Source organism: Pseudomonas sp. AC193, from assembly GCF_979258075.1.
The window spans coordinates 1,100,494-1,113,264 of the sequence record NZ_OZ409832.1; the positions used below are offsets into that span (position 1 = coordinate 1,100,494).

General features: G+C 60.3%; 15 protein-coding genes. 7 read left to right on the forward strand and 8 right to left on the reverse strand.

All coding sequences use genetic code 11. The features are described from left to right. Positions 1 to 22: 22 nt before the first annotated feature. The 4 genes from ACZZ0D_RS05195 to ACZZ0D_RS05210 all read right to left on the reverse strand — a co-directional run bounded on the left by ACZZ0D_RS05195 (position 23) and on the right by ACZZ0D_RS05210 (position 2,348). Positions 23 to 1,186 (reverse strand): EAL domain-containing protein, encoded by a 1,164-nt coding sequence (locus ACZZ0D_RS05195; protein WP_212543712.1) that lies wholly within the window; start codon positions 1,184 to 1,186, stop codon positions 23 to 25. A gap of 123 nt (positions 1,187 to 1,309) precedes the next feature. Beyond that, entirely contained in the window at positions 1,310 to 1,648 is a 339-nt protein-coding gene (locus ACZZ0D_RS05200) for a hypothetical protein (protein WP_463552603.1), read from the reverse strand. Continuing rightward, on the reverse strand, positions 1,645 to 2,031 hold the full coding sequence (locus tag ACZZ0D_RS05205) for a phage holin family protein (RefSeq protein ID WP_008079909.1): 387 nt from the start codon (positions 2,029 to 2,031) through the stop codon (positions 1,645 to 1,647). The genes ACZZ0D_RS05200 and ACZZ0D_RS05205 overlap by 4 nt, the downstream gene beginning before the upstream one ends. A 2-nt stretch (positions 2,032 to 2,033) precedes the next feature. Further along, on the reverse strand, positions 2,034 to 2,348 hold the full coding sequence (locus tag ACZZ0D_RS05210; protein ID WP_053122315.1) for an ElaB/YgaM/YqjD family protein: 315 nt from the start codon (positions 2,346 to 2,348) through the stop codon (positions 2,034 to 2,036). Positions 2,349 to 2,656: 308 nt separating this feature from the next. On the opposite strand from ACZZ0D_RS05210, the gene ACZZ0D_RS05215 reads away from it, so the two are divergent. Continuing rightward, a complete protein-coding gene (locus ACZZ0D_RS05215; protein WP_463552604.1) occupies positions 2,657 to 3,865 on the forward strand; it encodes an ammonium transporter in 1,209 nt (402 codons plus the stop codon). On the opposite strand, the gene ACZZ0D_RS05220 is transcribed toward ACZZ0D_RS05215, so the two are convergent. Then, on the reverse strand, positions 3,862 to 5,574 hold the full coding sequence (locus ACZZ0D_RS05220) for a cation:proton antiporter (RefSeq protein WP_282352569.1): 1,713 nt from the start codon (positions 5,572 to 5,574) through the stop codon (positions 3,862 to 3,864). The genes ACZZ0D_RS05215 and ACZZ0D_RS05220 overlap by 4 nt on opposite strands. A 209-nt stretch (positions 5,575 to 5,783) precedes the next feature. Here ACZZ0D_RS05220 and ACZZ0D_RS05225 point away from each other — a divergent pair, with 209 nt between their 5' ends. From ACZZ0D_RS05225 to ACZZ0D_RS05240, 4 genes are all read left to right on the forward strand, one after another. Further along, positions 5,784 to 6,020: a glutaredoxin family protein gene (locus ACZZ0D_RS05225; RefSeq protein WP_053122310.1), complete on the forward strand. Its 237-nt coding sequence runs from the start codon at positions 5,784 to 5,786 to the stop codon at positions 6,018 to 6,020. A gap of 165 nt (positions 6,021 to 6,185) precedes the next feature. Then, positions 6,186 to 6,503: a transcriptional regulator gene (locus ACZZ0D_RS05230; RefSeq protein WP_053122309.1), complete on the forward strand. Its 318-nt coding sequence runs from the start codon at positions 6,186 to 6,188 to the stop codon at positions 6,501 to 6,503. A gap of 71 nt (positions 6,504 to 6,574) precedes the next feature. Then, entirely contained in the window at positions 6,575 to 7,465 is an 891-nt protein-coding gene (locus ACZZ0D_RS05235; protein WP_463552605.1) for a pseudouridine synthase, read from the forward strand. A gap of 209 nt (positions 7,466 to 7,674) precedes the next feature. Continuing rightward, complete coding sequence (locus tag ACZZ0D_RS05240; RefSeq protein ID WP_212549039.1) at positions 7,675 to 7,983, forward strand: class I SAM-dependent methyltransferase; 309 nt, start codon at positions 7,675 to 7,677, stop codon at positions 7,981 to 7,983. A gap of 4 nt (positions 7,984 to 7,987) precedes the next feature. On the opposite strand, the gene greB is transcribed toward ACZZ0D_RS05240, so the two are convergent. From greB to ACZZ0D_RS05255, 3 genes are read right to left on the reverse strand one after another with little or no spacing between them, the layout of a single operon-like run. Continuing rightward, positions 7,988 to 8,485 (reverse strand): transcription elongation factor GreB, encoded by a 498-nt coding sequence (greB, locus tag ACZZ0D_RS05245; RefSeq protein ID WP_053122307.1) that lies wholly within the window; start codon positions 8,483 to 8,485, stop codon positions 7,988 to 7,990. A 34-nt stretch (positions 8,486 to 8,519) separates the two neighbouring features. Continuing rightward, complete coding sequence (locus ACZZ0D_RS05250) at positions 8,520 to 11,024, reverse strand: ABC transporter permease (RefSeq protein ID WP_463552606.1); 2,505 nt, start codon at positions 11,022 to 11,024, stop codon at positions 8,520 to 8,522. Beyond that, positions 11,024 to 11,707: an ABC transporter ATP-binding protein gene (locus ACZZ0D_RS05255; protein ID WP_159811583.1), complete on the reverse strand. Its 684-nt coding sequence runs from the start codon at positions 11,705 to 11,707 to the stop codon at positions 11,024 to 11,026. Before ACZZ0D_RS05255 ends, ACZZ0D_RS05250 begins: the two co-directional genes overlap by 1 nt. 10 nt (positions 11,708 to 11,717) lie before the next feature. Here ACZZ0D_RS05255 and ACZZ0D_RS05260 point away from each other — a divergent pair, with 10 nt between their 5' ends. Both ACZZ0D_RS05260 and ACZZ0D_RS05265 read left to right on the forward strand, forming a co-directional pair. Further along, positions 11,718 to 12,323 carry an arylesterase gene (locus ACZZ0D_RS05260; protein WP_053122303.1) on the forward strand — a complete coding sequence of 202 codons (606 nt, stop codon included), beginning with the start codon at positions 11,718 to 11,720 and terminating at the stop codon, positions 12,321 to 12,323. Positions 12,324 to 12,380: 57 nt separating this feature from the next. After that, complete coding sequence (locus ACZZ0D_RS05265) at positions 12,381 to 12,674, forward strand: hypothetical protein (RefSeq protein WP_007908575.1); 294 nt, start codon at positions 12,381 to 12,383, stop codon at positions 12,672 to 12,674. The last annotated feature ends 97 nt before the right edge of the window (positions 12,675 to 12,771 follow it).

Below are 12,771 nucleotides of genomic sequence, written 5' to 3' on the forward strand. Positions count from 1 at the left end.
AGCCCCGTGCCTGCAAGCGGAACTACAGTCCCGCCGCATCTATGTCGATCAGCAGCAGCCGTTCACCGTTGTCGAAAAACTGTCCGGCGGTGAGGCAGTACTGGTTGCTGGTGGCATCGCGGTAGGTGTTCGACAGGGTCAGACGGCGTTCTTCCCAGCCTTCGGCGAGCAGATGGTAGAAGTACGGGCGCCACGACCAGTTGTGCCCCAGATAGCGGTTGTCGGCGAACCAGCCGTTCTGCCGCCATTCCAGATTGGGCGTCAGTTGTGTGCCGTGGCGGTCGCATTGGTAAAACCGCAGCAGCCACGGAAAGGCATCCAGTTGCGGCAATGCAGTCAAGGGCGCGCGGGCCTGAGCCCAGGTTTGCAGGATCGTCATCAGTTCGCTGAGTTGCTGGCGCATCTGCATCAATCGCCCGCGTTCGTTGAGTTTCTGCCGGACGTAGCGTTGGCGAAGTTCAGCGAAGCGTTGCACAAATGCGTCGGCGGGGAAGAAGTCTTGCTGGGCACGTGCGAACAGAAAACCCTGCACGTAACGCGAGCCACACTCCAGGGCAAAATTCAGCTGCGCTTCGGTCTCGACACCTTCGGCGATGATCCAGCAGCCGGTCTTTTCTGCCATCTGTGCCAGCGCTTTGACCACGTCACTGCTGGGCCCGCCCAACGCGGCCGCCTGGAACAGGCGCATGTCGAGTTTGAGGATGTCTGGCTGCAAGGCCAGCACTCGATCAAGCTGCGAATAGCCCGCGCCAAAGTCATCAATGGCGATTCGCGCTCCGGCCTGACGATAGCGCGCGACCACTTCGGCCAGGCGTTGGCTATTGCCGCCCAATTCGGTGATTTCGAAAACGATGCGCTGCGGATCGACGCCATGCCGGGCCAGTTGTTTGAGGCTGGGCAAGGCTTGGTCGGGGCGCAGACGACTGATCCAGCGCGGCGACATGTTCAGACTGAGAAACCAGTCTGCCGGCGCTTCATGCAGACGGCTCAAGGCGTTGTCACGGATCTGCCGGTCGAGGCGGCGCAGGGCAATGGCCGGCACGCGCGGGTCGGCGAAAAGCGGCCCGACCGAATTCAGTTGTCCATCAGCCTGACGCAGGCGGCCCAATGCTTCAACGCCGGCAATGCGTCCGGTGGCAGTATCAATAAAAGGCTGAAAGCAGGCGAGCGGTTGCCCGTCGATCACGGGGCCTCCTTAGTCGTTCTTGTTCTGGTTGAACCCTGCCGACCGGGTAGGCGTGCAGGATTGAACCTCTGGATAAGAGGTTCATCCCGCCGGTGTTGCAAGAATGTAGCCAGATGCGTCAGTTCAGCGTTTGCCAGAGCTTTGCATGACCAGTCTGATCAATGGCCCAAGGCTGGTGCCGAGACGGATCAGACGGGTCAGACCACCGACGCCGCCGCTTTTCGCGCCTTTGCCGGTGATGAAACCCAGCAGCGTTACCGCCGCCACACCCCATAACGGCGCGTGTTTGATGCCGAAGCCGCCTTGCAGGTTTTGCGTAATGCCGCGCATGCGCTGCAGGGGTTGCAGCACTTGTGCGGTTTCGTGGCGGATTTCCTGACGGTGCATTTCCATGCGCAGACGGATCAGTGCCTTGCGCATTTCCCGTCGCGAACCATTGTGCGGAAGTTGAGGCAGGCTCATGGCAATAGGCGCTCCCGGTCGTTGGCCAGCTCTTCGAGCGTGCCGTGGAAAGGCGAGGACTCATCGAAGATCGCGGCTTTCAGGCGTAGCCCGCAGAAGATCGAGGCCAAGGTGTAAAAGACGCACAGGCCAATGATTGCGGCGAGACGATAGGTGTCCCAGAAGATGATCATCACCAGCGTCGATAAACCCACCAGCAACAACAGGGCAAAGACCAGCGCCAAGCCTGCGAACAACAACAGGCTGACGGTGCGTGATTTCTGCTCCTGTAATTCAATGCCGAATAATTCGACATGGCTGTGCAGCAGACCAAGAACGGCGGCGCCCAGACGCCGCGTGGAGGAGGCGGTGCCCGCTGTCGGGCCGGATTCACCGATCGACATGATCAGCGCCGAGTGGCCAGCAGGCCAATAAGGAAGCCGACGCCAGCGGCGATCCCCACCGATTGCCAAGGGTTGGCCGACACGTAGTCTTCGGTAGCGGAAACCGCAGCCTGACCGCGTTCGCGCAGGGTGTCTTCGGTCAGCTTCAGGGTCTCGCGGGCGCGCAACAGGCTGTCGTGGATCTGCTCACGCAGTTCATCTGCCTGATCGCCGGCCAGGGTGGCGGTGTGCTCGAGCAACCGTTCGGTGTCGGCGACCAGTGTCTGGAAGTCGTTCATCAGGATTTCTTGAGCAGTCTTTGCCTTGATGCTGGCCATGGGTGGATCTCCGTAGTTGGCTTTCTGATGCGTTCGAGTATGAGCCTTGCGCGAAGGTTCAGTACAAATGACTGGTACAACTTTTGCTATCTCGTGGTGCGTGGCCCGGTCGCTGTGCGCTGTTGCCGGGCGTACGCGCTGGAAAACCTTAACTCAAATAATCCCGGTACGTGTCAGGACATCGACCTCGTGCGCCAAAGCAGTTCACTGGACAACTCCCTTCAGTGACTGCGTGGTCGCAACTTGGTGCATGAAATGCCCGCATGAACCGCTTTGGTGCCTTTTTCGCCTTTAGGGTCTGCCTGCTTATGGAAAATCTGCAAAGCGCTGTGGACACCCTGGTGCACAGCTCCAACACCTTGTTCATTTTGATCGGTGCAGTGATGGTGCTGGCGATGCACGCCGGTTTCGCCTTTCTGGAAGTCGGTACGGTTCGCCAGAAAAACCAGGTCAACGCCTTGGCGAAAATCCTCAGCGATTTCGCCGTCTCGACCCTGGCCTATTTCTTTATAGGCTATTGGCTCTCTTACGGCGTGACCTTCATGCAACCGGCGGCGGTGCTCAGCGCTGATCACGGCTACGGATTGGTGAAGTTTTTCTTTCTGCTGACCTTCGCGGCGGCGATCCCTGCCATCATTTCCGGCGGCATCGCCGAGCGCGCGCGCTTCGTTCCACAGTTGTGTGCGACGGCGCTGATCGTAGCGTTCATCTACCCGTTTTTCGAAGGGATGATCTGGAACGGCAACTACGGTCTGCAAGCGTGGCTGACGGCGCAGTTCGGCGCGCCGTTCCATGACTTCGCCGGTTCCGTGGTGGTGCATGCGATGGGCGGCTGGCTGGCGCTGGCGGCGGTGTTGTTGCTCGGCTCGCGCAATGGACGTTATCGCGATGGACGCTTGGTGGCGTTTGCACCGTCGAGCATTCCGTTTCTGGCGCTGGGTTCGTGGATTCTGATTGTCGGCTGGTTCGGCTTCAACGTGATGAGCGCGCAGACGCTGCAAGGCGTCAGTGGGCTGGTGGCAGTCAACTCGTTGATGGCGATGGTCGGCGGCACCATGGCGGCGTTGATCGTCGGGCGCAATGACCCGGGCTTCCTGCACAACGGCCCCTTGGCCGGTTTGGTGGCGATCTGCGCCGGTTCCGACTTGATGCACCCGGTGGGCGCATTGGTCACCGGCGCGATTGCCGGTGCGCTGTTTGTCTGGTGCTTTACCGCCGCGCAGGTGAAATGGCGTATCGACGACGTGTTGGGTGTGTGGCCGTTGCATGGTTTGTGTGGCGTATGGGGCGGGATTGCCTGTGGCATCTTCGGCCAGACCGCGCTCGGTGGACTCGGCGGCGTCAGCCTGATCAGCCAGTTGCTCGGCAGCGCGCTCGGCGTTGCGGTGGCACTGATCGGTGGCTTTGTCGTGTACGGCGCGATCAAGGCCTTGCATGGGCTGCGCCTGAGTCAGGAACAAGAGTATTACGGCGCCGATCTGTCGCTGCACAAGATTGGCGCGGTGAGTCAGGACTAGGCCTCTTCATCGTCGGCACCGGGATAAAAACCGTGCAACAGACGATAGCGGTCGATGCGCACTTGATCGACTTGTTCCTGCACCTGATGTGCGGGCAGACCGAGCATGATCAACGCGTGTGAGGCGAGCATCAGGCTCGACTCCAACAGCTCCGGCACCACCTCGGTGGCGCCGGCGGCTTTCAGTTCACTCCATTGGCTGTCGTCGCGGGTGCGCACCAGAATCGGTATGTGCGTGTTGAGTCGGCGCGCTTCTTTGAGAATGCCCAGGGCGACATCGCTTTGATCGACGGCGATCACCAGTAAGCGGGCGCGCAACAGGCCGACAGCGGTGAGCAGATCACCGCGCGCGGAATCGCCATAATGCACATCGCTCTCGCCAGAGGCCGCTTCCTGAACACGCACCGGGTCATTGTCCAAAGCAATGAACGGTTGTCCGGCGTTGCGCATGAACCGGCCGATGGATTGGCCGACACGACCGTAGCCACAGATCACCACGTGCTTGTCGAGGTCAGCGTTGAGCGCGCTGATTTCTTCGATCTGCGCTTCCTGATTGGGCTTGCGGTGCAGGGCGGCGGCGATGCGTGGTGCGGCGCGTAACAGCAGCGGCGTCAGCACCATCGAGCAGAACGTCGCCGCCAGCAGCAAGGCGCCGAGTCTTTCCGGCAGCAGACTGCTTTGCTGCATCTGCGCCATCAGCGCGAAGCAGAACTCGCCACCCTGCGCCAAGGCGAGACCGCTGCGCCACGCGGTTTCGCTATCGCTACCGCGCCACTTCACCAGCAGCGCGACGACGATCCCCTTGATCACCATCAAACCGACCGTGAGCCCGAGAATCAGCAAGCCATCGCTGACAAACAGTTGCAGGTCGATCAGCATGCCGATGCTGACGAAAAACACCCCGAGCAAGATGTCGCGGAATGGCCGGATATCGGCTTCGATCTGATGCCGGTAATGACTCTCGCCGAGCAACATGCCGGCAAGAAACGCGCCGAGGGCAGGGGACAAGCCGAGCAAGTGCGTCAGCCACGCCGTCAGCAGTACGATCACCAGCGCCAACAGCACGAACAATTCCGCGGAGCGCGAAGCCGCCACTTCATGAAACAGCCGTGGCAGCAACCAGCGACTGGCGAGCAGCAGACCGACAAACAGCACCACGGTTTTCGCCAGCGTCAGGGGCAGGGCCCAGTACCAGGCCTGTGCGCTGCTGCCGGCGAACACCGGCACCAGCGTCAGCAGCAAAACCGCCACCACGTCCTGAAACAGCAACACGCCGATCGCGTTCTGGCCGTGGCTGCTGAACACTTCGCCGAGACTGCCGAGTTCCTTGGTAACAATCGCCGTGGACGACAACGACAGCCCGGCGCCGAGCAACAAAGCGGGCGTCACCGGCATGCCCAGCAAAATCAGGATCAGCCCCAGTAGCGCGGTGCTGATCAGCACCTGCTGACTGCCCAGCCGGAATACCACTTGGCGCAACGCAATCATCTTCGACAGAGAAAATTCCAGCCCGAGCGAAAACAGCAGGAACACCACGCCCAATTCAGCCACGTCCGGCAGATGCTCACTCTCGTTGACCCAGTCGAACGCACTCGGCCCGACCAGCAAACCCACGAATAGGTAACCCAGCACCGGCGGCAATCGCAGACGGCGGAACAGGGCAATCACCACGAGGGACGAGGCGAGGATGATCAACAGGTTGGCAAACACTAGACACTCCGATGTCAGGCTCTGGCTGTTCAAGCGTAGAGGCAAAAAGAGCGGGAGGATCACGTAATTGCGATTTCTGCGGACTGATTTGCATCAGGGTTTTGCGCGCAAGCGACGTAGGAGAGACTCAAGCCTTTGGGCGGCGGTGGGTCGACGGGTTTTTCGCTGCGGCCTAGAATAGGCGCACTCTTTTTGTGGTCGAGCCCATCATGCCTCCTGAATGTCAGCTGTTCGGCACCCTTGGATGCCATCTGTGCGAATTGGCCGAAGCCGAGCTGATGCCTTTTGTCGAGCACGGTTTGCTGGTTGAACTGGTCGACATTGCTGACGACGAGTCGTGGTTCGAGGCTTACAGTCTGCGCATTCCAGTGCTGCGCCGCGTCGACACCGGCGCGGAATTGGGCTGGCCGTTCAACGCTGATCAGGTTGTGGCGTTCCTCCAATAGTCGGTTTTCTGCATCCTCCCCGCCGGTCGCGACCGCGCATCCATTCCTTGGCAGTTTGCCAAATATTCGGTTACTGTATGTTCATACAGTAATTGGGTTGGCCTGCTGCATTCTGTGTTTTTTGCAGGGTGTGAGCAGGTGAGCCGGACGTCAGAGGGATGCACCGTGGTCAATGTCGAACAGTTGAAGAACAGCGTGAACCGGATGTCGGTTGACGTGGTGCGCGAGGCCGTCGCCGAATTGCGCCTCGACGGCTTGGTCACGGAAGGCAAGACGCCCTTCAATAAAGTCCATTTCAATACGTGCTTTGCCGAGATCGAGGCGCTGTTTCAGCGTGCCGGTTATCACAAGCAACTCGACGTAGTCGGTTATCAGGGCTTGCTCTACGCCTTGTATGACCCGGGTCGCTGGGAGGCGGTCGAGGTGTTGCGCTGGCTCAAGGAGTTCACTGAGGCGGCGGCGCTCAAGTCGATTCCGGCGTGAGGATTCTGCGCTAGGTTCGTTTCCCTCAGTGTTGGATAATGCCGGCCTGCACTGAGGGTTAGAATTTTCGTATGTCCACATCTCCATTTTCCGCTGCACACAATCAGGCCAGCACCCTGTATCTGCCACCGGGTTCCTGGTCGACGGTGCTTGATTGTTTGTGCGAGCACTTCCGGGCCATTGGCCGCGAACAGTGGCTGGATCGTATCGCCCGTGGCCGAGTGCTGGACGGTAATGGTCAACCGATCTCGGTGGATCTGCCGTACAAGGAAGGTCTGCGCATTCACTACTTCCGTGAAGTGCCGGACGAGAAACCGATCCCGGTGGTCGAGTCGATTCTTTATGCCGACGAGCATCTGGTGGTGGCGGACAAACCGCATTTCCTGCCAGTGACCCCGGCTGGCGAGTACGTCGAACAGACGTTGCTGCGACGCTTGATTCGGCGTCTGGACAATCCCCATCTGGTGCCGTTGCACCGCATCGACCGGCACACCGCCGGGCTGGTGATCTTTTCGGCCAATCCGCAAACCCGTTCGGCGTATCAGTCACTGTTCCCGACCCGGCAGATCGACAAGCGCTACGAGGCGATCGCGCCTGCACTGCCTGAACTGAACTTCCCCTTGGTACACAAGAGTCGTCTGGTCGATGGCGAACCGTTTTTCCGCATGCAGGAAGGGCCGGGCGTCAGCAACACGGAAACGGCGGTCGAAGTTCGCGAGAAGAATGGCGATCTGTGGCGCTATGGCCTGTACCCGGTCACCGGCAAAAAACATCAACTGCGTGTGCACATGACCGCATTGGGCGCGAGCATTTGCAACGACCCGTTTTACCCGGACGTGTTGAAGGACGTCGAGGATGATTACGCCAATCCGCTGAAACTGTTGGCGCAGGGCCTGCGCTTCATTGATCCAGTCACTGGGGAGGCGCGTGAATTCGAGAGCCGTATCACCTTGCAGTGGTGACAGCGCTTATAGCTGCTGATTCTTGACACTGTACGGTCACGTTATCTAGCATGTGTTTATGCGCCGATTTAAACAGCTACTTGCGGGGCGCCAGGTGACTTAAACAGTTGCCGTCAGAAGCCGGAACAGGGCTTCGAAATACCGCTAAAGCGCTGGTTCGGTGTTGCCTCTCACCTGCCATGCAGACTTTTGAGGCAGAGACACGACCAATGAATGCACTACGCCCTCCTGCACGTCCCGCGCCGATCACCGCGCATATCACTCAACGCAACCCGAAAATCCTGCTTGGCGGCAAACATCAGCCGACGCTGTTGCGTTATCTCGATGGTTGGCCACGCCGCAGCGGCGGCCCTGCCGCATTCCTGATCCAGTTTGTTGAAGACGGCGAGTCGCTGGCGCGGTTTACCAGTGACAGTTTTGATCTGGCAGTGATTCAGGCGCCAAGCGCGGAAGACGCGCCGGAAATGATCAAGCAACTGACCCGCGTTGCGCGGCAAGGCCTGATCACCCGCCGCTGACTTTTCAGAGATATTCGATCGCCACGATGTAAACGAACTGTTCTCCGGTCGGCGTTTGCACGCGCACCTCAGCGTCCAGCGCCTTGCCGATCAAGGCGCGGGCCAGTGGCGAATCGATGCTGATCAAACCGAGTTTGAGATCCAGTTCATCGGGGCCGACGATGCGGTAACGCGATTGCTTGCCGTCTTCGTCCTCGATCGTGACCCACGCACCGAAGTAAACCTTGTTCGGGTCGCTGGGTTTTTCGCTGACCACCTTGAGTGCTTCCAGACGTTTGGTCAGAAAGCGCACGCGGCTGTCGATCTCGCGCAGCATCTTCTTGCCGTAGGTGTATTCGGCGTTTTCAGAGCGATCACCTTGCGCCGCAGCCTCGCTGACCGACTGCGTCACCTGCGGGCGACGCACATGCCACAGCTCATGAAATTCGGCACGCATCCGCGCTTCACCTTCGGGGGTGATCAGCGCGGTGCCAGCGGGGCGGGGAGGGCGGTAACGACTCATGGCAACTTCTTGTGGTTAAGTCCGCTGGAGTCTATCAACCCTCGCGCAACACTGTCAGCGGACTTGCGTTGAGCGCCCGGCGCGTACCGAATACACCGGCGCCACCGATCAGCGCCGCGCCTATCAATGGCAGTACCAACAACCATGGGTGCGGATGCCATGGCAGGTCGAAGGCGTAGCGATAGAGCACCAGACTCACCACTTCCGAACCGATGGCCGCGAGCAAACCGCTGACCGCGCCGAGCAAACCGAACTCGATGCGCCGCGCCTTGATCAGCAATTGCCGTTCCGCGCCCAGCGCACGCAACAACGCGCCTTGGCGAATACGTTCATCCAGCGTCGCTTGCAGGCCGGAAAACAACACCGCCATTCCCGCCGCCAAAACAAACAACAATACATATTCCACGGCCAGGGTGACTTGGGCGAGGATGCTGCGCAGCTGCTCGAGCAGGGCTTCGACCTGCAGGATGGTCACCGCCGGGAAGGCGCGCGACAGCTCGACAATCTGCTGATCATGACCCGGTGCCAGATAGAAGCTGGTCAGGTAGGTCGCTGGCAGATCTTTCAAGGTGCCCGGCTGGAAGATCATGAAGAAGTTCGGCTGGAAGTTATCCCAGTTGATCTCGCGCAGGCTGGTGACCTTCGCTTCACGATTGACCCCGCCGACAGTGAACACCAGATGATCGCCAAGCTTCAGTTTCAGGCTCTCTGCGACTTTACCTTCGACCGACACACCGGGTACGTCGTCCGACGGTTGTCCGCTCCACCATGACCCTGCGGTGATTTTGTTACCGGTGGGCAAATCGGCAGCCCAAGTCAGGCTCAGGTCGCGTTGTATCGCACGATCCCCCGCCGAATCCTTGCTGACGATCTGCTGCACCGGATCGCCGTTGATGCTGATCAGTCGGCCCGGCACTACCGGATAAAGCGGCGAAGCTTGGGCCGACACGTTGATCAGGTGATCGCTGAACGCCTGTTTATCGGCGGGCAGAATGTTCAGGGCAAAGTAGTTAGGGGCATTTTTCGGCAACTGGTTTTGCCAAGTGTCGAGCAGTTCGCCACGCAGTAGCGCGATCAACGCCATCGACAACAGGATCAAACCGAAGGCCAGCGATTGACCGGCGGCGGCCAAGGGATGACGCAGCAACTGGCCCAGACCCAAGCGCCACGGCAACGAAGCGCGGGCGAGCATGCGGCGCAGACTTTTCAGCAGTAAGAGCAGCAAACCTCCAAGCACCAGCGCGGCGACCACGCCGCCGCCGAGCAAGGCAAATGTCAGCAGCAGATCCAGACTCAAGCGCCACATGATCAGACCGAGCGCGCCGAGTGCCACGCCATAAACCATCCAAGTGCTCGACGGAATCGGCAGCATGTCGCGACGCAGAACTCGCAGCGGCGGTACGCGACCCAGTGCCGCGAGCGGCGGCAGGGCGAAACCGGCCAAGGCTACGAGCCCGGTGCCGATCCCGGCAATCGCCGGAAACAATCCGCCCGCAGGTACATCGCTCGGCAACAAATCATGCAATAACGCGAACAAGCCCAACTGCGCCAGCCAACCGAGCAGCGCACCGCTGAGGGCAGCGAGCAAGCCAAGTACGGTCAGTTGAATACTGAACAGCAGCATGGTTTCCCGGCGCGACAGTCCGAGGCAGCGCAGTAACGCGCTGGCATCGAAACGGCGACTGGCAAAACGGTTCGCCGACAATGCCACTGCAACGCCGGCCAACAGCACTGCGACCAGGCTGGCCATGTTCAGATAACGTTCGGCCTTGCCCAGCGCGCCACCAATTTGCCGGTTACCGTCGCGGGCATCCTGAATGCGCTGATTGGCCGCAAGGCCCGGTTTGATCAGTTGCCTATAGGTTTCCAGCGCCTGCGGCTCACCGCGCCACAGTTCGCGATAACTCACCCGGCTGCCCGGTTGCACCACGCCGGTGGCGGCGAGGTCGTCGAGGTTGATCAGTACCCGTGGGGTCAGGCTATAAAAGTTGCCGGCGCGATCCGGTTCGTAAGTCAGGATGCGTGTCAGCTTCAGAGTTTTCATGCCGACGTCGATGCTGTCGCCGATCTTCAGATCCAGCGCGGTCAGCAAGCGTGCTTCGACCCAGGCTTCGCCGGGTTGCGGTTCGCCGCCGATGTCTTCAGGGGCGAAGGGTGCCGGTGCACTTTTCAGTTCACCGCGTAATGGATAGGCGCGATCGACGGCTTTGATGCTCGACAACTGAATGCCGTTGTCGGTGGCGATGACGCTGGAGAACTCCACGACTTGCGCATGATTCAGGCGCAACTCGGTGCCGCTTTTGATTTGCTCCTCGCGGGCCGGTGAGCTGCCTTCAAGCACCAGATCGGCGCCGAGAAACTCGGTGGCGCGCAACATCATCGCGCCGTTCAAACGTGCGCCGAAGTAGCCGATGGCGGTACTGGCCGCCACGGCCACCACCAATGCAAAGAACAACACGCGCAATTCGCCGGCGCGGGCATCGCGCAGCAATTGGCGAATGGCGAGACTGAACAGACGCAACAGCGGCAAACGTGCCATCAAGGCTCCAGAGGGGCGACCAAGAGCCCGGCTTCAAGACGGATCAGGCGCCGGCAGCGATGGGCCAGGCGTTCGTCGTGGGTCACCAGCACCAGGGTGGTGCCGCGTTCCTTGTTCAATTCGAAGAGCAAGTCGCTGATGCGCTCGCCGGTGTGGCTGTCGAGGTTGCCGGTGGGTTCGTCGGCGAACAGCACATCAGGCTCGGCGGCAAACGCTCGGGCAATCGCTACACGCTGCTGCTCGCCACCGGAGAGCTGGCGCGGCGAGTGAGTCAGGCGCTGACCGAGGCCGACGCGCTGGAGCAATTCGGTCGCACGCTCACGCGCGTCTTTGCGGCCATCAAGCTCCAGCGGCAGCATGACGTTTTCCAGCGCATTGAGGCTGTCGAGCAATTGAAACGATTGAAAGACGAAACCGACGTGCTCGGCGCGAATGCGTGCGCGCTGGTCTTCATCGAGATTGCTCAGGCTTTGCCCGGCGAGGATGACTTCGCCGCTGCTCGGCAGGTCGAGGCCGGCGAGCAGGCCGAGGAGGGTGGATTTGCCGGAACCGGACGCGCCAACGATGGCCAGGCTGTCGCCCTTGTTCAGTTCCAGGCTGAGTTCGTGCAGGATAGTCAGTTCACCTTCCGCGCTGGGAACCACTTTGCTGAGGTTCTTCGCGGTGAGAATGCTTGAGCCCATGGAGAATCCGATGCGTGTGTGGTTTTTGAGTGCTGGCCTGGCCGTTATGTGCATGGCCCAGAACGCAGCGGCGGGTACTGTCCTGATCGTTGGCGATAGTATCAGCGCCGGTTTCGGGCTGGATACCCGCTTGGGGTGGGTGTCGTTGCTCGAACAACGGCTCAAACAGGAGGGTTTCGACGATAAAGTCGTCAATGCCTCGATCAGCGGTGACACCAGTGCCGGAGGCCAGGCGCGCCTGCCGGCGCTGCTTGCAGAGCATAAGCCGGAACTGGTGATCCTCGAACTGGGCGGCAATGATGGCTTGCGCGGAATGCCGCCAACTCAATTGCAACAAAATCTTGCCTCGATGATCGACAGCTCGCGCCAGAGCGGCGCCAAGGTGTTGTTGCTCGGCATGCAGCTGCCACCCAACTACGGCAAGCGGTACACCGATGCTTTTGCCGAGGTCTACGGCAAACTCGCCGACGATAAAAAGATCCCGCTGGTGCCGTTTTTCCTCGACGGCGTCGGCGGTCATCCGGACTTGATGCAGGCCGATGGATTACACCCGGCGGTCGGGGCTCAGGGCAAGTTGCTGGAAAATGTCTGGCCGACGCTAAAACCGCTGTTATGAGGCTTTTCTAAGGGCAGGCTTTCGGCTAATGTGGCGCCCCCTTATTCGGAGCCCCAGATGTCGCGTTCTGCCTGGTCCCTGTTTGCCTACCAACTGATCGAGCCTGACGAGCAGCTGGATCTGTTCGCCTGCCAGGAAGTGCGGGTGCATTTGGTGACGCGTCAGCTCGAACTCGGTGGCTCGGCTGATCGAACCCTGTGTGGCAGCCTGCTGCCGGCGCAACCGCGCTGGTCGAGCGTGGATCGCCGGGTGTTTCAGGATCAGCGCCTGTGCTCGCTGTGCCGGGCGATTCTGGAGTCGCAGAAGCGTGGCACGTCGCCGATCTGGCCGGAGCTGCGTTTCGAGCTTTAAGGTCAAAAGATCGCAGCCTGCGGCAGCTCCTACATGAAGAGTTTCGCCAGCCTATCGGGCTGTCTCCCCGAATACTCTAGGTGCGGTGTACAATCGC

Bases quoted from the DNA above. Each gene is read 5' to 3' on its own strand.
- ACZZ0D_RS05240 (WP_212549039.1), top strand. From the start codon at position 7,675: ATGAATGCACTACGCCCTCCTGCACGTCCCGCGCCGATCACCGCGCAT.
- ACZZ0D_RS05265 (WP_007908575.1), top strand. From the start codon at position 12,381: ATGTCGCGTTCTGCCTGGTCCCTGTTTGCCTACCAACTGATCGAGCCT.
- ACZZ0D_RS05210 (WP_053122315.1), bottom strand. From the start codon at position 2,348: ATGGCCAGCATCAAGGCAAAGACTGCTCAAGAAATCCTGATGAACGAC.
- ACZZ0D_RS05235 (WP_463552605.1), top strand. From the start codon at position 6,575: ATGTCCACATCTCCATTTTCCGCTGCACACAATCAGGCCAGCACCCTG.
- ACZZ0D_RS05250 (WP_463552606.1), bottom strand. From the start codon at position 11,024: ATGGCACGTTTGCCGCTGTTGCGTCTGTTCAGTCTCGCCATTCGCCAA.
- ACZZ0D_RS05225 (WP_053122310.1), top strand. From the start codon at position 5,784: ATGCCTCCTGAATGTCAGCTGTTCGGCACCCTTGGATGCCATCTGTGC.
- ACZZ0D_RS05260 (WP_053122303.1), top strand. From the start codon at position 11,718: ATGCGTGTGTGGTTTTTGAGTGCTGGCCTGGCCGTTATGTGCATGGCC.
- ACZZ0D_RS05255 (WP_159811583.1), bottom strand. From the start codon at position 11,707: ATGGGCTCAAGCATTCTCACCGCGAAGAACCTCAGCAAAGTGGTTCCC.
- greB (WP_053122307.1), bottom strand. From the start codon at position 8,485: ATGAGTCGTTACCGCCCTCCCCGCCCCGCTGGCACCGCGCTGATCACC.
- ACZZ0D_RS05200 (WP_463552603.1), bottom strand. From the start codon at position 1,648: ATGAGCCTGCCTCAACTTCCGCACAATGGTTCGCGACGGGAAATGCGC.
- ACZZ0D_RS05215 (WP_463552604.1), top strand. From the start codon at position 2,657: ATGGAAAATCTGCAAAGCGCTGTGGACACCCTGGTGCACAGCTCCAAC.
- ACZZ0D_RS05205 (WP_008079909.1), bottom strand. From the start codon at position 2,031: ATGTCGATCGGTGAATCCGGCCCGACAGCGGGCACCGCCTCCTCCACG.